The organism is Streptacidiphilus cavernicola, assembly GCF_042510955.1.
Classification (GTDB): Bacteria; Actinomycetota; Actinomycetes; order Streptomycetales; family Streptomycetaceae; genus Streptacidiphilus; species Streptacidiphilus cavernicola.
On the sequence record NZ_JBHFAB010000003.1, the window covers coordinates 343,211 to 359,247 of the forward strand.

The 16,037-nt window shown below is 72.7% G+C and carries 20 protein-coding genes; 12 read left to right on the plus strand and 8 right to left on the minus strand.

Annotated elements, in window-relative coordinates; translation table 11 throughout:
* Window positions 1–104: 104 nt before the first annotated feature.
* From ACEZDE_RS05945 to ACEZDE_RS05955, 3 genes are read left to right on the plus strand one after another with little or no spacing between them, the layout of a single operon-like run.
* A complete protein-coding gene (locus ACEZDE_RS05945; RefSeq protein ID WP_380533210.1) occupies window positions 105–1,226 on the plus strand; it encodes an epoxide hydrolase family protein in 1,122 nt (373 codons plus the stop codon).
* Between the two features lie 45 nt (window positions 1,227–1,271).
* The gene (locus tag ACEZDE_RS05950) at window positions 1,272–2,288 is read left to right on the plus strand and encodes a zinc-binding dehydrogenase (protein WP_380533212.1); all 1,017 of its coding nucleotides are present in this window, start codon (window positions 1,272–1,274) and stop codon (window positions 2,286–2,288) included.
* A gap of 51 nt (window positions 2,289–2,339) precedes the next feature.
* Window positions 2,340–3,446 (plus strand): winged helix DNA-binding domain-containing protein, encoded by a 1,107-nt coding sequence (locus tag ACEZDE_RS05955; protein WP_380533214.1) that lies wholly within the window; start codon window positions 2,340–2,342, stop codon window positions 3,444–3,446.
* A 57-nt stretch (window positions 3,447–3,503) separates the two neighbouring features.
* Here the strand turns inward: ACEZDE_RS05955 and ACEZDE_RS05960 are convergent, their stop codons facing one another.
* Window positions 3,504–4,964: an alpha/beta fold hydrolase gene (locus ACEZDE_RS05960; protein ID WP_380533215.1), complete on the minus strand. Its 1,461-nt coding sequence runs from the start codon at window positions 4,962–4,964 to the stop codon at window positions 3,504–3,506.
* 160 nt (window positions 4,965–5,124) lie between these two features.
* Here ACEZDE_RS05960 and ACEZDE_RS05965 point away from each other — a divergent pair, with 160 nt between their 5' ends.
* The 4 genes from ACEZDE_RS05965 (at window position 5,125) to ACEZDE_RS05980 (ending at window position 7,921) form a co-directional block, all read left to right on the plus strand.
* Entirely contained in the window at window positions 5,125–5,448 is a 324-nt protein-coding gene (locus tag ACEZDE_RS05965) for a 2Fe-2S iron-sulfur cluster-binding protein (protein WP_380533217.1), read from the plus strand.
* The gene (locus tag ACEZDE_RS05970) at window positions 5,448–6,713 is read left to right on the plus strand and encodes an NAD(P)/FAD-dependent oxidoreductase (protein WP_380533218.1); all 1,266 of its coding nucleotides are present in this window, start codon (window positions 5,448–5,450) and stop codon (window positions 6,711–6,713) included. Before ACEZDE_RS05965 ends, ACEZDE_RS05970 begins: the two co-directional genes overlap by 1 nt.
* Before the next feature lie 67 nt (window positions 6,714–6,780).
* A complete protein-coding gene (locus tag ACEZDE_RS05975) occupies window positions 6,781–7,344 on the plus strand; it encodes a hypothetical protein (protein WP_380533220.1) in 564 nt (187 codons plus the stop codon).
* A gap of 79 nt (window positions 7,345–7,423) precedes the next feature.
* Complete coding sequence (locus ACEZDE_RS05980; protein ID WP_380533222.1) at window positions 7,424–7,921, plus strand: hypothetical protein; 498 nt, start codon at window positions 7,424–7,426, stop codon at window positions 7,919–7,921.
* A gap of 34 nt (window positions 7,922–7,955) precedes the next feature.
* Here ACEZDE_RS05980 and ACEZDE_RS05985 read toward each other — a convergent pair whose 3' ends face one another.
* The 3 genes from ACEZDE_RS05985 to ACEZDE_RS05995 are packed head-to-tail and all read right to left on the minus strand — an operon-like array spanning window position 7,956 to window position 8,954.
* Complete coding sequence (locus tag ACEZDE_RS05985) at window positions 7,956–8,225, minus strand: hypothetical protein (protein ID WP_380533224.1); 270 nt, start codon at window positions 8,223–8,225, stop codon at window positions 7,956–7,958.
* Window positions 8,226–8,259: 34 nt separating this feature from the next.
* The gene (locus ACEZDE_RS05990) at window positions 8,260–8,703 is read right to left on the minus strand and encodes a PIN domain-containing protein (protein ID WP_380533226.1); all 444 of its coding nucleotides are present in this window, start codon (window positions 8,701–8,703) and stop codon (window positions 8,260–8,262) included.
* Window positions 8,700–8,954, minus strand: a complete 255-nt coding sequence (locus tag ACEZDE_RS05995) for a type II toxin-antitoxin system Phd/YefM family antitoxin (RefSeq protein ID WP_380533227.1) — start codon at window positions 8,952–8,954, stop codon at window positions 8,700–8,702. Before ACEZDE_RS05995 ends, ACEZDE_RS05990 begins: the two co-directional genes overlap by 4 nt.
* On the opposite strand from ACEZDE_RS05995, the gene ACEZDE_RS06000 reads away from it, so the two are divergent.
* Window positions 8,856–9,533, plus strand: coding sequence for an AAA family ATPase (locus ACEZDE_RS06000; protein ID WP_380533229.1), 678 nt, complete (start codon window positions 8,856–8,858; stop codon window positions 9,531–9,533). The genes ACEZDE_RS05995 and ACEZDE_RS06000 overlap by 99 nt on opposite strands.
* A gap of 69 nt (window positions 9,534–9,602) precedes the next feature.
* Here ACEZDE_RS06000 and ACEZDE_RS06005 read toward each other — a convergent pair whose 3' ends face one another.
* From ACEZDE_RS06005 to ACEZDE_RS06015, 3 genes are all read right to left on the minus strand, one after another.
* Window positions 9,603–10,802: a cytochrome P450 gene (locus tag ACEZDE_RS06005; RefSeq protein WP_380533231.1), complete on the minus strand. Its 1,200-nt coding sequence runs from the start codon at window positions 10,800–10,802 to the stop codon at window positions 9,603–9,605.
* Window positions 10,803–10,984: 182 nt separating this feature from the next.
* Window positions 10,985–12,112 (minus strand): hydrolase, encoded by a 1,128-nt coding sequence (locus tag ACEZDE_RS06010; protein ID WP_380533233.1) that lies wholly within the window; start codon window positions 12,110–12,112, stop codon window positions 10,985–10,987.
* 161 nt (window positions 12,113–12,273) lie between these two features.
* On the minus strand, window positions 12,274–12,741 hold the full coding sequence (locus ACEZDE_RS06015) for an SRPBCC family protein (RefSeq protein WP_380533235.1): 468 nt from the start codon (window positions 12,739–12,741) through the stop codon (window positions 12,274–12,276).
* 237 nt (window positions 12,742–12,978) lie between these two features.
* Here ACEZDE_RS06015 and ACEZDE_RS06020 point away from each other — a divergent pair, with 237 nt between their 5' ends.
* From ACEZDE_RS06020 to ACEZDE_RS06035, 4 genes are read left to right on the plus strand one after another with little or no spacing between them, the layout of a single operon-like run.
* Entirely contained in the window at window positions 12,979–13,764 is a 786-nt protein-coding gene (locus ACEZDE_RS06020; protein ID WP_380533236.1) for an SDR family NAD(P)-dependent oxidoreductase, read from the plus strand.
* A 28-nt stretch (window positions 13,765–13,792) separates the two neighbouring features.
* A complete protein-coding gene (locus ACEZDE_RS06025) occupies window positions 13,793–14,326 on the plus strand; it encodes a flavin reductase family protein (RefSeq protein WP_380533238.1) in 534 nt (177 codons plus the stop codon).
* Window positions 14,323–15,255, plus strand: a complete 933-nt coding sequence (locus ACEZDE_RS06030; RefSeq protein ID WP_380533240.1) for an MBL fold metallo-hydrolase — start codon at window positions 14,323–14,325, stop codon at window positions 15,253–15,255. Before ACEZDE_RS06025 ends, ACEZDE_RS06030 begins: the two co-directional genes overlap by 4 nt.
* Window positions 15,256–15,272: 17 nt before the next feature.
* Window positions 15,273–15,410, plus strand: coding sequence for a hypothetical protein (locus tag ACEZDE_RS06035; protein WP_380533242.1), 138 nt, complete (start codon window positions 15,273–15,275; stop codon window positions 15,408–15,410).
* Between the two features lie 91 nt (window positions 15,411–15,501).
* Here ACEZDE_RS06035 and ACEZDE_RS06040 read toward each other — a convergent pair whose 3' ends face one another.
* A complete protein-coding gene (locus ACEZDE_RS06040; RefSeq protein WP_380533243.1) occupies window positions 15,502–15,954 on the minus strand; it encodes a nuclear transport factor 2 family protein in 453 nt (150 codons plus the stop codon).
* Window positions 15,955–16,037: the final 83 nt, after the last annotated feature.

Sequence of the window (16,037 nt, forward strand, 5' to 3'; positions counted from 1 at the left end):
AAGCGGACTCGAACCCGGCGGCCCCGTTCCGGGTTCGACCCCAGCTCAAGGCCCCGGCCCTAGCCTCCGCCGAGACCGGCTGAGGCCATCCGAAGGGACATCCCATGAGCACGGCAGCAGAGCCCTTTCGCGTCGAGATCCCGCAGGCGGACCTCGACGACCTCCGGGACCGGCTGGCCAGGACCCGCTGGCCGGAGGCCGAGACCGTCGACGACTGGTCCCAGGGCGTCCCCCTGGCCTATCTGCGCGAGCTGGCGGCGTACTGGCGCGACGACTACGACTGGCGTCCCACCGAGGCCCGGCTGAACGCGCTGCCGCAGTTCCGGACCGAGATCGACGGCCTGGGCATCCACTACCTGCACGTCCGCTCGCCGCACGCCGACGCCACACCGCTGCTGATCAGCCACGGCTGGCCGGGCTCGGTGGTGGAGTTCCTGGAGCTGGTCCGCCCGCTGACCGAGCCGGAGGACCCGGCCGACGCCTTCCACGTGGTCGCGCCCTCGCTGCCGGGCTTCGGCTTCAGCGACAAGCCGGCCGAGGCCGGCTGGACCATCGAGCGCACCGCCGCCGCCTGGGCCGCGCTGATGGCCCGCCTCGGTTACCACCGCTACGCCGCGCACGGCGTGGACTGGGGCTCCTTCCTCACCGGCGTGCTCGGCGAGACCGACCAGGACCACCTGATCGGCATCCACCTGGCGATGCCCTTCGCGCTGCCGCCGGAGCAGCAGGTCGAGCTGGACCAGCGCGACTACGCGGGCCTGGCCGCGCTGAAGAAGTTCCAGGCCGAGGAGGGCGCCTACTCGGTGCTGCAGGCCACCCGGCCGCAGACGCTCGGCTACGGGCTGACCGACTCCCCGGTGGGCCAGCTCGCCTGGATGGTCGAGAAGTACTGGGCCTGGAGCGACCACGACGGCGACCTGGAGAAGGTCGTCCCGCGCGACCGGCTGCTGGACGCGGTCACCCTGTCCTGGCTGGCCGGCACCGGCGCCTCCTCGGCCCGGATCTACTGGGAGAGCCACAACAAGATGGCGCTGGCCCCGGTGCACGTCCCCACCGCCTGCTCGGTCTTCCCCAAGGACGCCCGCTTCCCCAAGCCGTGGGTGGCCGGCCGGTTCACCGACCTGCGCCGCTTCACCGACCACGAGCACGGCGGCCACTTCCCGGCGCTGGAGCAGCCCGAGGTGCTGGTGCAGGAGCTGCGCTCGTTCTTCCGCACGCTCAGCTGACGAACCGTCACATTCGTTCCGCCCGAAACCTTACGGAGAAACCCGATGAGCACTGAACTGCCCGCCACCAGCCGTGAGGTCCGCCTGGCCTCCTACCCCCAGGGCGAGGTGACGCTCGATCACTTCGACGTGGCCGAGGCGCCGCTGGCCGAGCCCGGCGACGGCGAGGTGGTGGTCCGGAACGACTGGATGACCCTCGGCTCGGTGGCCAGGGACCAGATGAACCCCGACACCAAGCTGCCGATCCCGGTGTTCCAGCCCGGCGTCGCCATGTGGGGCCGCACCGTCGGCACCGTGGTCCGCTCCAACAGCCCGGTGCACGCCGTCGGCGACCTGGTCGAGCACTTCTCCGGCTGGCGCGACTACGCCGTCGGCAACGCCCACGGCTTCTTCAAGCGGGACCGGAGCCAGCTGCCCGGCGCCGAGTACTTCCTCTCCCAGGGCCCCACCGCCTGGCACGGCATGGTGGTCAAGGCCGGGGTCACCGAGGGCGACACGGTCTTCGTCTCCGGCGCCACCAACGGCGTCGGCGCGCTGGCCGGCCAGATCGCCCGGCTGCACGGCGCGGCCAAGGTGATCGGCAGCACCGGCTCCAAGGAGAAGATCGACTACCTGGTGGACGTGCTGGGCTTCGACGCCGCCTTCGACTACCACGACGGCCCGGTCGCCGAGCAGCTCGCCAAGCACGCCCCGGACGGGGTCGACGTGGTCTTCGACAACGTCGGCGGCGAGCAGTTCGACGCGGCGGTGCAGGCGGCGAAGTTCGGCGCCAGGTTCGCCCTCTGCGGCGCGCTCGGCGGCCAGCACGGCGGCGACGGCGGCAGCCCGCGGCTGCCGCTGATGACCGCGATCTCCAAGGACCTCACCTTCCACGCCTTCGCCACCCTGCACACCCCGGAGCAGTTCGACGGCTGGAACGCCCGCTTCGGCACCTGGCTGGGCGAGGACCGGATCGTCTTCCCGCACACCGTGGTCGAGGGCGGGGTCCCGGTGCTGCCGGAGACCTTCCTCGCGCTCCAGGAGCGCCGCTACACCGGTACCGTCGTGGTGAAGCTGTCCTGACCCCTCCGCGCCGTTCCCTGACGACCCTTCTGTACCACCAGGAGCAAACCCGTGGCCACCGCAGCAGCGCCCGTACTGACCCGACGGGACCTCAACCGGGCCTTACTCGCGCGGCAGCTGCTGCTCGAGCGGGCCGACCTGACCGCGCTCGACGCGATCGAACACCTGGTCGGCATGCAGTCGCAGGCGCCGGCCCCGCCGTACCTCGGCCTGTGGACCCGGCTGAACGGCTTCGAGCTGGAGCACCTCTCCGCGCTGATGCGGGACCGCGGCGCGGTCCGGATCGTGCTGATGCGCAGCACCATCCACCTGGTCAGCGCCCGGGACTGCCTGCTGATCCGGCCGGTGCTCGCGGAGTCGCTGGCCCGGTCGCTGAAAAGCACCTTCGGCCGCCAGCTGGACGGCCTGGACCTGGACGCGGTGGTCGCCGCGGGCCGCGGCCACCTCGACGCGCAGCCGCTGACCCTGGGCGGCCTCGGCAAGCTGCTGGCCGAGCAGTGGCCGGACCGGGACCCGTTCGCCATGGCCAACGCGGTGCGCAACCTGGCCGCGCTGGTGCAGCCGCCGCCGCGCGGGGTGTGGGGCGAGAGCGGCCAGGCCGTGCACGCCACCGCCGAGGCTTGGCTCGGGCAGCCGCTGTCGGCCGAGACCGAGGCGGACGCGCTGGTGCTGCGCTACCTGGCCGCGTTCGGACCGGCCGGCGTCAAGGACGCGCAGATGTGGTCCGGGATGACCCGGTTGGCCGCGTCGTTCAACCGGCTGCGGCCCGGTCTCGCGGTGTTCCGGGACGAGAACGGGGTGGAGCTGTTCGACCTGCCGGACGCGCCGCGACCGGACCGGGAGACTCCCGGCCCGGTGCGCTTCCTGCCCGAGTTCGACAACATCCTGCTCTCGCACGCCGACCGGAGCCGGATCCTGACGGACGAGCAGCGGCGGCTGGTGTTCACCAGGAACGGCCTGATCAAGTCGGTGATCCTGGTCGACGGCTTCGTGCGCGGGCTGTGGAGCATCGAGCAGTCCAAGGATGCGGCGGTGCTGGCGGTCGAGCCGTTCGCGCCGCTGACCCGGGCCGAGCGGAAGGCCCTGACCGAGGAGGGGACCCGGCTGCTGGCCTTCGCCGCGGCGAAAGCCGGCAACCGGGAGGTCCGCATCGCCTGACGGCCGCTCAGCTGCCGTGTGGCTCAGCTGATCGCGGTCGGCTCAGGCCGACCGCGCTCAGCTGTCCGCGGGGATGTCCGGGCGCGGGGTCTTCCCGGGCACGGACGCCCCCGCGGCCGGCAGCTCGCCGTCCACCAGGTAGCGGTCCACCACCGCGTCCAGCGCGGTGTTGCCGCCCAGCGCGTACACCTCGTGCTCGCCGGAGTCGGCGACCGTCAGCAGCCGGTTGCCGAGCCGCTCGGCCATCGCCACCCCGCCCGCGTAGTGGTCCATCGGGTCGCCGTCGGCCTGCACGATCAGGCCCACCGGGTAGCCGTCCCGCTCCACCTTCACCGGGGCCTCCGGCGCGGTGAAGGTACGGAACGCGCCCACCCACGGCTGCGCCTTCAACACGCCGTAGCCGTACGGGAAGCGGGCCCGGAAGGCGGCCATGTCGCGGCGGTAGACGTCCAGGTCGGACGGCCAGAAGTGCTCCATGGTGATCGCTTCCAGCACGCCGACCCGCAGGTCGCCCTCGCTGTCCTCGGGCCGCCAGGTGTCCTGTGCGGCCAGCGCCTTGTGCGCCGCGTCGCCGAGGCCCTCGCCCGCGTCGCGCAGCCCGGCCACCAGGTCGGCCAGCTCGGCCCACTGGCCCCGGTCCACCGACCGGGAGCCGACCGCGCCGTCGAACAGGGTGCGCAGCCGCACCCCCTCCGGCAGCCCCTCCAGCGCGGTGACCACCCGCTCGACGTCCGCGAGCACCTGCTCGGCGCCGTTGCCGAGGCCGAACCGGCCGCTGCGCTCGGCGACCCAGCCGGCCCAGAGGTCCACGCTGCGCCGGACCGCGTCGCCCTGCCACAGGAACTGCTCCCGCCAGGTCCAGTCCGGGTGCACGCAGGAGTCCAGCACGCTGCGGTCGAGCCGCTGCGGGAACAGGCTGCCGTAGACCGCGCCGACGTAGGCCCCGTACGCGTAGCCGACGAAGCTCAGCTTCTCCTCGCCGAGCACCGCGCGGACCACGTCCATGTCGCGGGCGGTGTTGGGGGTGCTGATGTGCCGGCGCAGCTCGCCGCCGGCCCGCTGGCAGGCCAGCTCGCGCCGGTGCATGTCGTCGGCCAGCGTGTCGAACGCGGAGTCCGGCGGCCGGGAGTCGAACGGCGCGGCCGGCACCGCCACCTCGGCGAACAGGTTGGTCGAGCGGCCGATGCCGCGCGGGTCGAAGCCGATCAGGTCGTAGACCTCGCCCACCGGCGTGTCGGCGTAGAGGCCGGGCAGCTCCACGCCGCGGCCCCAGTCGCCGCCGGGGCCGCCGTTGACGGACAGCAGGATGCCGCGGCGCCGGGCCGGATCGGTGGCCCGGCGGCGGCTCAGCGCCAGCGTGAGCCGCTCGCCGTCCGGGTCGTCGTAGTCGCGCGGGACCTCGATCTCCGCGTACTCCACCCCGGGCGTGCGGGTGTCGTCGGCCGACCAGTCCGGCCGCTGGGCGTGGAACGCGTGAAGCGCGTCGGTCAGGGTCGTGCCTGGCTCGATGGTGGCCACCGGGATCTCCGTTCTCGTCGGACCCCGAGCATCGCGGGATCGGCTTGAGCCGACCTGGAAGGGGTGCTGACGGACCGTCCAGGAGTGTTCGAGCGTGCTGCTAGGGCAGGTCGGGACAGTTCCCTCGTTCGTTCGGCCGCCCGTCCACGAGGAGAGTGCCATGGCCAAGATCACCTATCGGCACCCGAGCGGCACCGTGACCGTTCTGGAGGTGCCGGCGCCCAACACCGTGATGCGCGGCGCGAAGATCAACAACGTCGACGGCATCGAGGCGCAGTGCGGCGGCTCCGCCCAGTGCGGCACCTGCCACGTCTACGTCGACGAACTCTGCGCCGTACAACTCCCGGAGATGCACGAGTCCGAGGACGAGGTCCTCTACGGCACCGCCAGCCCGCGCCGCGACAACAGCCGGCTCAGCTGCCAGCTCCCGATCAGCGACGCCCTCGACGGACTGGTGGTCGACCTGCCCGAGCGGCAGTCCTGATGGCCGCCGCCGAGGCCGTCGTCATCGTCGGCGCGGGACAGGCCGGGTCCGACACCGCGGCGGCGCTGCGCAGCCGGGGCTTCACCGGTCCGATCACCCTGATCGGCGAGGAGCCGCACCTGCCCTACCAGCGCCCGCCGCTGTCCAAGGGCTACGCGGCCGGCACCGCCGACCGCTCCGACCTGGAGCTGCGCCCGGCCGCCTTCTACGCCGACCAGGGTATCGAACTGCGCTGCGGCGTCCGGGCGGTGGAGCTGGACCGGACCACCAGGACGGTGGTACTCGGCGACGGCGGGACGGTCCGCTACGACCGGCTGGTACTGGCCACCGGATCCCGCCCGCGGGTGCTGCCGTTGCCCGGCCTGGACCACGCCGGGGTGCACACCCTGCGCGGGGTCGACGACGCCGACGCGCTGCGCCGCCTGCTGGCCCGTCCCGACGGTGCGCGGCCGAAGCGGCTCGTGATCGTCGGAGCCGGCATGATCGGCCTCGAACTGGCGGCCACCGCACGCGGATTGGGCCACCACGTGACCGTGGTGGAGGCGCTGCGCCGGGTGCTGGCCCGCGCGGTCACCGCGCGGATGTCGGCCTGGCTGGCCGAGGAGCACACCCGGCGCGGGGTCCGGCTGCTGCTGGGCCACGAGGTCGAGGGCCTGCTCGGCGGCACCGGGCCGAACCCGGGCCCCGGCGTCCAGGCGGTGCGCCTGCACGGCGGCGAGCAGATCCCGGCGGAGCTGGTGGTGATCGGCGTGGGCGTGCTGCCCAACGTCGAACTGGCGGTGCAGGCCGGGCTCGCGGTCGGGGACGGGGTCCTGGTCGACGCCAAGCTGCGGACCAGCGACCCGGCGATCCACGCGATCGGCGACTGCGCCCGCTTCCCCAGCCCCTACGAAGGCCGCCCGATCCGGCTGGAGAGCGTGCAGAACGCCTCCGACCAGGCCCGCTGCGTGGCCGCGGCGATCACCGGGGAGCCGGTGGCCTACCGCGCGGTGCCCCGCTTCTGGTCCGGCCAGTACGACGTCAACCTGCAGATCGCCGGGCTGACCGGCGGCGCGGACGAGGTCGTGCTGATCGGCGACCCGGCCCGGTCCCGCTTCTCGCTCTGCTGCTTCCGGCAGGGCCGGCTGATCGGGGTGGAGTCGGTCAACCGGCCGGCCGACCACGGCATCGCCGGCCGACTGCTCGCCGAAGGCAACACGCCGACCCCGGAGCAGGTGCGCCGGCCCGGGTTCGACCTCAAAGCCCATGCCGTCCAACCGGTATGACGATCCACCAGTCCAGCGCCAACCACTGCCACCAGCACCACCATCCTGCCACCAGAAAGGCACCTCCATGAACGGCACGCTCACCGCCTCGCCCGAGGATCTCCCCACCCCGGTGTCCGACACCGCGCCGGCCGCGCCGCGGCCCCGCCGCCGTCCCAGCCTGCGCACCGTCGGGGTGACCGCCGCGATGCTGGCCGCCCTGGTCGGCTTCGGCCTCGCCCCCACCACGGCCGACGCCGCCGCGAAGAACGACCTGCTGGTCGGCACCTGGTCGCTCACGGTCACCGTGTACGCGCCCACAGGCCCCTCGGTCACCGACCCGGTGTTCATCTTCCACCCGGACCACACCTTCAACGCCTACGGCCCGGACGGCGACACCGGCAACCCGATCTACGCGGCCACCGGCTTCTGGCAGGAGAGCCGGAACGGCGGGTTCTCGATGTACGTCACCCACGGCGGCGCCGAGGGCGGCGTGATCCCCGGCACCGTCCAGGCGGTCCACCTCGGCGTGGTCACCAAGAAGCACGAGCACTCCAATGCCATCGCCTTCGTCCACTCCCCGGACGGCAGCGAGATCGGTCCGATCACGGTCACCAGTACCGGTGTGAAGACCTCGAACGTGTCCAGCTGACCCACCGGCCCTGGGTCCCGTCATCCCGCCCGGGGTGACGGGTGCTCAGGCATGCGCTGTTTCCCAGAGAGGAACCCCCATGAACGACACCACCCGTACCCCCGCCGCACAGGCCCGCCGCAGCCGCCGGCTCCGCTCCGCCGCGGTGGCGACCGTCCTGACGGCCGGCCTGCTCGGCTTCGGGCTCGCGCCCGCCACGGCCACCACTGCCGCCCCGAAGGACGACCTGCTGGTCGGCACCTGGACCTGGGACGTCACGGTGCAGGCGCCCAGCGGCCCGTCGGTGTCGGTCACCGGCTTCGTCTTCCACCCGGACCACACCTTCAACGCCACCAACCCGGACGGCTCCGGCTTCTGGATCGAGAACGACCGCGGCGAGTTCGCCCTCTACGTCACCCACGGCAGCGTCCCGAACGGCGTCATCCCGGGCACGATCCAGGCGGTCCACATCGGCGTGGTCACCAAGAAGCACGAGCACTCCAGCGCCTACGCCTTCGTCCAGTCCCCGGACGGCACCCGCATCGGCCCGGTCACGGTCACCAGCACCGGCGTGAAGACCTCGAACGCCTCGGGCTGACCGTACGTCCGTGGCCGCCTCCAGACGGGTCTGCCTACGCCCCGTCGTCCCGCCACAGGGAGCGCTCGTGGAGGCGGCCGAAGCGGGCCTGACCCGTAGTGAGGTCGACGAGGATCGGCCAGCAGTCGAGGAGCCGGTCGCGGACACTGCGGGAGGCCAGGTACGTTGCGGAGTTGTAGGGGACGATCAGGAGGCCGTCCTTGACGCGCACCCTGTCGACGTCCACGGCCAGTTCCGGTTCGTTGCCGCGCCGGCTCTCCCGGAGCAGGGCGACTGCGACCCGGAGCGCCTCGTCCTGGTCCACTGCATGACTCCCGTCGGCGGCTGGAAGGTCCTTCCTAGCCGAGGTCGTCCGGCAGGAGACGGAAGGCGGGGTGGTCGGTGAGGGGGCGGACGGCCCGGAAGTGGCGGCGGTCGACGGTGAAGATCGTGTCGGTGTGGAACTCCGCGGCGAGGGCGACGTTGACCGCGTCGGTGAGGCCGATGTTGAGATCGCTGTACCGCTTGAGGACCACCCGTGCGGCCGGGAGGTGCGGGCCGATCTCGGGGATCTCGAACCGTCCGACGGCCTGGCGGTCGATGATGTCGTCCAGCACGGCCATCGCTGCCTTCGGGCTCGCCCCGGTGGAAGCCAGGTAGTCCAACTCGGCCAGGACCATGGGCGAGATGACCAGATGGCCCACGGTCTTGAGTGCGTTCCGGCAGGCCGCGTGCTCCGGCTCGTCGCCGAAGTAGTAGGCGAGCAGCGCCCCCGTGTCGCCGACGACGGCGACTTCGCTCACTGCCCGAACCCCGTCATGAGCTGGTCCCGGTCGGCCACGAGCCGTCCGCCGCCGCCCGAGAGGACCGGGGCGTCGTCGAGCTCCTCGCCCATGGGGTCGGTACGGAAGCTGTAGCGGGCCGGGGCCAGGGACGGCGGGACAAGGGTCGCGACATGGCGGCCGTCCTTGGTGACCGTCACCGTCTCCCCCCGCTCCACCGCCCCTATCACCCGGGCTGTCTGCTGGTTCAGTTCCCGCATGGTGGCCTCCATACGGCGAGTGTACTACGCCGTACTACACCCGGCCCGCCGGCCGGTGCGGGGTCTCGGCGTGGGTACGCTGGCCCGGTGACGCGGCAGAGGGGCACTGTGGTGCTGATGTGTGGTCTTCCGGGGGCGGGGAAGACCACGTACGCGCGGGGGCTGGTGCGGCGCGGCTACGCGCGGCTGTCCATCGACGAGGCGGTGTGGGAGCGGCTCGGGCGGCGTGATGCCGGGCTGGTGCTGGAGCCGGAGGCGTACGACCGGCTCAAGGACGAGGTCAGGCGCGAGCAGCGGCAGGAGCTGGTCGCGCTGATGCGGGCCGGCCGCGACGTCGTGGTGGACTACAGCTTCTGGAGCCGCGCCCACCGCGACGACTACAAGGCGCTGGTCGAGAGCCACGGCTGCCGGTGGGAGCTGGTCCACCTCAAGGCCGACCGGGCCACGCTGGAGCGCCGCGTCAAGGCCAGGAACGACGAGGACGGAGCCAACTCCGTCACCGTGGAGGAGCAGCTGCTGAACCGCTACCTGGCGGCCTTCGAGGAGCCGAGCGGCGAGGGCGAGCAGGTCGTGGTCCAGCCCCCGGAGTGAGGGCGCCCCAGGAACACCGGACGGGGCGGCGACGGCAGCGCCGTCCCCGCCCCGTCCGGTGACGGCCCGTCAGGCGTCCCAGGTGACCGGGAGGCTGGTCAGGGTGTGGTTGATCTCGCCCTCGTGCCAGGGGAGCTCCGAGGCCGGGACGGCCAGCCGCAGGCTGGGGAAGCGGCGGATCAGCGCCTCCAGCGCGACCTGCATCTCGATCCGGCCCAGCGTCTTGCCGAGGCAGTAGTGCAGGCCGTGGCCGAAGGAGATGTGCGGGTTGTCGGTCCGGGTCACGTCCAGCCGGTCCGGGTCCTCGAAGACGTTGGCGTCGCGGTTGGCCGAGGCCAGCGCGATCACCACGGCGTCGCCGGCCTCGATCTTCGCGCCGCCCAGCTCCAGGTCCTCGATGGCGACCCGGGGGAACCCGGTGGTGTCGGTGGCGAAGAGGTTGACGTGCCGCAGCAGCTCCTCGACCGCGCCGGGGATCAGCTCCGGCTTGTCGGCCAGCAGCTCCCACTGGTCCCGGTGGTCCTCGACCAGCGCCAGCACCGAGTTTCCCAGCTGGTTGGCGGTGGTGTCGAAGCCCGCGCCGATCAGGGTGAAGCCGAAGGTCACCAGCTCCTGCTCGCTGAGCCGGTCGTCGTTGTCGCGGGCGGCGATCAGCTCGGACAGCATGTCGTCGGTGGGGTTGGCCCGCTTGTCGGCGATCAGGCCGACGATGTACTCGCTGAGCTTCGCCAGCCCCTCCAGCGAGGCCGCGCCGCCGGCCCGGTCGTCCACGGTGGCGAAGGCGCGGGCCCAGCGCTCGAAGCTCTGCAGGTCCTGCCGCGGCACGCCCAGCAGGTCGCCGATGACGGTCAGCGGCAGCGGCAGCGCCAGCGCCTGCACCAGGTCGGCGCTCGGGCCCTTGGCGGCCATGTCGTCCAGCAGCTCGTCCACGATCTCCTGGACCCGGGGGCGCATCGACTCGATCTTCCGGACCGTGAACGAGCCGGCCACCAGCTTGCGCAGCCGGGTGTGCTCGACCACGTCCATGGAGATGATCATCTCGGGGGTGGTGTGCATCGAGCCGCCCACCCGGGGCGCGCCCTCGCCGCAGGCCGCGGCCCGGCTGATCCTCGGGTCGGCGAAGGCCGCCCGTACGTCGGCGTACTCGGTCACCAGCCAGGCGTCCACGCCGCCCGCGGTGGGGACCTTCACCACCGACTGCGGGCAGGTCCGCAGTTCCGCGTAGCGCGGGGAAGGGCCCTGGTAGGACGAGCCTGCGAAAGGGAACACGTCTTCTTCATGGGGAGCGGTCACAGGTACCTCCGAGGACTGGCGGACACGGATACCGGCACGCTAGGCGCGGCGGCTGGAGCAGCACTGGGCCGGATCTGGAGCCCGGGAACGACGCAGCGGCCGGGCCGCCGCCCCGTTGTCGGAGGCGGAGGCCCGGCCGCGGGGGAGGCGACGCCCCGTCAGGCCTCAGGGCCCAGCAGCACGGTGGAGTAGGTCTTCCGGGCGGCGGTGTCGTACTGCAGCGCCACGTGGCTGGCCGCGGAGGTGACGTCGCGCCAGAACCGCTGCAGCGCGTGGGTCTCGCCGAGGCCGCTGGTGCCGGCCGCCTTGACCAGCAGGCCGACCGCCTCGATCGCCATCTCGGCGGCGAAGGTGGCGTTGCGCTCGTTCCGGGCCATGTGGTCCGGGGTGAACTTCCGGCCGTCCAGGACGTCGGAGTTCTGGGTGAGCAGCAGCCGGGCGGCGTCGATCCGGCCGGAGGCGCGGACCACCGCCAGCTCCACCGCCGGGGTCCGCCGCTTGCCGGTCAGCGCGGCGGCGGTGGCGTTCAGCGCGCCCGCGGCGGCGCCGACCACCGGGGCGATGAAGGTCAGCCCGCCGACGGCCTGGAACGGCACCCGGTGCGCGGACAGCTCGGAGTCGTTGCGGCCGGTGATCATGTCGGTCCGGTCGAACGAGAGGTGGGCCGGGACCAGGACGTCGTCCACCAGCACGGTGTGGCTGCCGGTGGCGCGCATGCCGATGCTGTCCCAGGTCTTGCTGACCTGGTAGCTGCCCCGGGGGAGGGCGAAGAAGCGGAGCTGGGGCGGGCCCTCGGGGGCCGGGATCGCGCCGCAGAGCAGCACCCAGTCGGCGAAGTCGACGCCGCTGACGTAGCCCCACCGCCCGTTGACCCGCCAGCCGCCGTCGGCCGCCGCGGCCTTGCCGGACGGCATCAGCGCGGTGGCGATCACCGCGTCCGGGTTGGCGCCCCAGAGCGCGCGGTGCCCCTCCTGCGGCAGGTGCGCGGCGAAGCGGGCCGAGTAGGCGCTGAGCGAGGCGCACCAGGCGGTGGCCGGGCACACCTCGGCCACCGCGGTCACCGCCCGGGTCAGCTCCTCGAAGCTGCCCTCCCGGCCGCCCCAGGCGGCGGAGACGAAGTGCCGGGCGAAACCGGCCTCGCGCAGCGCGGTGATGACCTCGGGGGCCAGTTCGCGGGTGGCGTCGGCCTGGGCGGCGAAGCGGGCGGCGGTGGTGATCAGCTCGTCGGTGGGCACGGCAGGCCCGGAGCCCGGCCGGTCGGTGTCCAGTTGTACGACGGCAGGCATCCTGTTGACCTCTCGTTGTGACGGGCGGTTCGGGGTTGCACGCCGACGAGCGTGCCGCTTCCGGCTCGAACCGGGCTGCACCGGCACTGGACCCCCGGCACCGGGAGCGGGCACGCCGCAGGCCCCGGACAGCGGTGTCCGGGGCCTGTGCTGACGCTTGCTCAGATCGCCCGCGCGAAGCGCTCCAGGGTCTCGCCCGGACTGGGGCCGTCCAGGGCGCGGAAGATGCCCTCGGCCCCCTCGCCGTGCCGGTGCAGCTGCACGTGGGCCAGGTCCACCCGGGTGGTGTTCTCGTCGATCGCGGTGAACTCCACCTCGATCACGCTGGCCCGCTCGTCGTCGGTGATCGACTGCCAGTGGCCGTCGATCCGCCAGGTCATCGAGAGCCGGTGCGGGGCCTCCCAGGTCAGCACCTTGCCCCAGGCGATCTCGGTGCCCTCGACGTCCCACTCGTAGTAGCGGCCCCCCACGCCGGGTTCGAAGGCCAGACCCGCGCGCTCCTTCTTCACCAGGATGTGGGACGGCGGCCACCAGTCCGCCGGGGCCTCGGTGAACACCTTGAAGCAGTGCTCGGGCGTGGCCGCCACGGTCACCGACTTCCGTACGTCCGGAATCGACTGCTCGGGCATCGCGCCCTCCTCGGCTTCCTGCTCGGTCCTGTGCTGCTCGGTCCTGTTGCTGCCGCGGAACACCCTGGCCCCCGGGGCTCGACTCCGCCTCGAACCGCGCCGCCGCCGGCCGCCGGCTCTCCAGGCGCGGTCGAGAGGCGCGCAAGGGCGAGGGGTCACGGTCGTCGCCTTCAGGGTGTCCGAGGACGGCAGACCGCCGTCGCACCACCCGACCGGCTTCGACCTCAGGGGAGCACGATGGCAGACAAGGGACGACGAGCAGCCTTTGTGACGGGTGCCACCAGCGGGATCGGCCTGGCCGTCTTCGAGTCGCTGGCCCGTCAGGGAGTCGCCGTGTACGGCGTCGCCCGTGGCGAGGAGAACATCCAGACCGTGGTCAAGAAACTGCGCGAGGAGGGCCTCGAGGTCAGCGGCTCGGCCGCGGACGTCACCTCCACCGAGCAGATCAGGGCCGCGGTCACCAAGGCCGTGGAGACGTACGGCCCGATCGGCATCCTGGTGAACAACGCCGGGCGCGGCGGCGGCGGCGAGACCGCGTCGCTGGCCGAGGACCTGTGGCTGGACATCGTCGACACCAACCTCAACAGCGTCTTCCGGGTCACCAAGGAGGTGCTCAGCACCGGCGGCATGCTGGCGGCCGGCTGGGGACGGATCATCAGCATCGCCTCCACCGGCGGCAAGCAGGGCGTCGCCCTGGCGGCGCCGTACTCCGCCTCCAAGCACGGGGTGATCGGCTTCACCAAGGCGGTCGGCATCGAGCTGGCCAAGAGCGGGATCACCGTGAACGCGGTCTGCCCCGGCTACGTCGAGACGCCGATGGCGCAGCGGGTCCGGCAGGGCTACGCCGGGCACTTCGGCGTCAGCGAGCAGGAGATCCAGGAGCGGTTCGAGGCGAAGATCCCGCTGGGCCGCTACTCCACCCCCGAGGAGGTGGCCGGCCTGGTCGGCTACCTGGCCACGGACACGGCCGCCTCGATCACCGCGCAGGCCCTCAACGTCTGCGGCGGGCTCGGCAACTACTGACCCGCCCGGAGAGACGGAGTTCCCCACCATGACGCACCCCGCCAACGCACTACTGGCCGAACCCGACATCGCCGCCTTCCGCTCGGCGATGGGCGCCTTCCCCACCGGGGTCACCCTGCTGACGCAGGGGAGCGGAGCCGACACCATCGTGATGACCCTGAACAGCCTGACGTCGGTGTCGCTCGACCCGCTGCTGCTGCTGGTCAGCGTCAAGGCGGACGGCCGGATGCGCCCGCGGATCGAGCGGGCCGGCAGCTTCGCGGTCAACGTCCTCGCCGAGGAGCACCAGGACTTCGCCACCGAGTTCGCCCGTCCGGACCGGCCCGAGGGCGTCGCGGCGATGCTGTCGCTGGGCGCGGTCGAGGGCCACACCGGCAACGCGCTGGTCCCGACCGCTGTCGCGGCGGTGGAGTGCAGGCTGCACTCCGAGTTCGAGGCCGGGGACCACGTGCTGCTGATCGGCCGGGTCGAGGCGATCCACCGCGGCTGCCCGGACGCCCGCCCGCTGCTGTTCCACCAGGGCGGCTACGCCCGGCTGCCGTACCCGGAGGGGCTGCGATGAGCCCGGTGGACGGTGCGATCCTGGCCGCGCCGCCGGTGCTGCGCCGGATCGCGGAAGGCGTGCACGTGTTCGAGCAGGCGCCCGGCGGCTGGTGCCTGAACAACGCCGGGCTGGTGATGGGGGCCGACGGGGCGGCGGTGGTGATCGACACCGCCGCGACCGAGGCCAGGGCCCGTCGGCTGCGCAGCGAGGTCGAGGAGCTGGCCCCGAGCGGCGCCGACTACGTGGTGAACACCCACTTCCACGGCGACCATGTCTTCGGCAACGCGGTCTTCGCGCCCCGCGCCACCATCGTGGCCGGGGCGGTCACCCGCTCCGACATGGCCGAGGCCGGCCTCGGCCTGCGCGGGATGTGGCCCGGCGTGGACTGGGGCGAGCTGGGGCTGGTGCTGCCCGACCTCACCTTCAGTGGCGAACTCACGCTGCTGAGCGGTGATCTGACGGTGGTGCTGCTCCAGGTCGGCCCGGCCCACACCGCCGACGACACGGTGGCCTGGGTGCCGGAGCGGCGGGTGCTGTTCACCGGCGACGTCGCCTGGTCCGGCGTCACCCCCTATGTGCTGATGGGCTCGATCGAGGGCTCGCTGACGGCGCTGGCCCGGCTGCGCGCGCTGGACCCGCTCACCGTGGTCCCCGGCCACGGACCGGTCGGCGGCCCCGAGGTGCTGGACGCCACCGAGGCCTACCTCCGCTGGATCAAGCAGCTGGCCGAGGAGGGTCTCCGGGACGGGCTCACCGCGCTGGAGGCCGCCCGCGCGGCCGACCTGGGGCCGTTCGCACACCTGATCGACTCCGAGCGCCTGGTGGGCAATCTGCACCGGGCCTACGCAGAACTCCAGGGGCTGGCGCCCGGCGCGCGGATCGACGTGGGCGGCTCGTTCCGGGAGATGATCGAATTCAACGGCGGGCTCCCCGCCTGCCACGCCTGACCGGAGAGGACGTACCCATGACCGTGACCGTGCTCGAACACCCGTACCGCGACATCCGGTTCGACCGCCTCGAACCCTGGCCCGTCCTCCGCTTCCCCGGCGAGGAGGACGAGGAGGACGGCGGCGAGACCCACATCTGCCGCGGGATCGACTAGTCGACAGACACCCGGAGAACAGGCACACGGAAAGGCGCCCGCCCCCACGGGGGCGGGCGCCTTCGTCGCGCCTGCGCCAGAAGCGCTTGCGTCAGAAGACCACCGGCAGGTCGCGGTGGATGATCCGCTCCGCGGTGAGCAGCCGGCCGTCCCGGCGCACCAGCACGTCCTCCACGGTGAAGGTCGGCTCGAAGGTGATCGCGCCCTGCGCGTCGACCAGGGTGACCAGGGAGTAGTAGGAGACCCGCAGGGTGTTCCCGCCGCTGTCCGGCTCCGGCTCGATCAGCAGGTGGTCGAACCAGTGCCGGACCGCCACGTCGCGGTAGCGCGGCAGGTTCTTGTACATCCCCGCGACCATCTGCGCCCGCCCCTCGGCGCGGGCCCCGTTGGCGTGCAGCACCACGCCGTCGTCGGTGAAGGTGTCCGCGAAGCCCTCGATGTCGAGGGAGTCCACCCGGCGCATCTGCCGGGCGTAGAAGGTCCGTACCTCCGCGTAGAGATCCCCGGAGACCTCCGTGCTCTCTGCTTGGACCGCCTGGGTCACAGCGACTCCTTGGTGAGGTGCGGCCGCCGGGATGGCGGCACGGCTGCGGTCCACCATGCAGCCGGAACGTGCAGCGGCACTGG

Coding starts and splice junctions, on each gene's coding strand:
- ACEZDE_RS05945 (WP_380533210.1), top strand. CDS start 105: ATGAGCACGGCAGCAGAGCCCTTTCGCGTCGAGATCCCGCAGGCGGAC.
- ACEZDE_RS05950 (WP_380533212.1), top strand. CDS start 1,272: ATGAGCACTGAACTGCCCGCCACCAGCCGTGAGGTCCGCCTGGCCTCC.
- ACEZDE_RS05965 (WP_380533217.1), top strand. CDS start 5,125: ATGGCCAAGATCACCTATCGGCACCCGAGCGGCACCGTGACCGTTCTG.
- ACEZDE_RS05970 (WP_380533218.1), top strand. CDS start 5,448: ATGGCCGCCGCCGAGGCCGTCGTCATCGTCGGCGCGGGACAGGCCGGG.
- ACEZDE_RS05975 (WP_380533220.1), top strand. CDS start 6,781: ATGAACGGCACGCTCACCGCCTCGCCCGAGGATCTCCCCACCCCGGTG.
- ACEZDE_RS05980 (WP_380533222.1), top strand. CDS start 7,424: ATGAACGACACCACCCGTACCCCCGCCGCACAGGCCCGCCGCAGCCGC.
- ACEZDE_RS06000 (WP_380533229.1), top strand. CDS start 8,856: ATGGCGGCCGTCCTTGGTGACCGTCACCGTCTCCCCCCGCTCCACCGC.
- ACEZDE_RS05995 (WP_380533227.1), bottom strand. CDS start 8,954: ATGGAGGCCACCATGCGGGAACTGAACCAGCAGACAGCCCGGGTGATA.
- ACEZDE_RS06010 (WP_380533233.1), bottom strand. CDS start 12,112: ATGCCTGCCGTCGTACAACTGGACACCGACCGGCCGGGCTCCGGGCCT.
- ACEZDE_RS06015 (WP_380533235.1), bottom strand. CDS start 12,741: ATGCCCGAGCAGTCGATTCCGGACGTACGGAAGTCGGTGACCGTGGCG.
- ACEZDE_RS06020 (WP_380533236.1), top strand. CDS start 12,979: ATGGCAGACAAGGGACGACGAGCAGCCTTTGTGACGGGTGCCACCAGC.
- ACEZDE_RS06025 (WP_380533238.1), top strand. CDS start 13,793: ATGACGCACCCCGCCAACGCACTACTGGCCGAACCCGACATCGCCGCC.
- ACEZDE_RS06030 (WP_380533240.1), top strand. CDS start 14,323: ATGAGCCCGGTGGACGGTGCGATCCTGGCCGCGCCGCCGGTGCTGCGC.
- ACEZDE_RS06035 (WP_380533242.1), top strand. CDS start 15,273: ATGACCGTGACCGTGCTCGAACACCCGTACCGCGACATCCGGTTCGAC.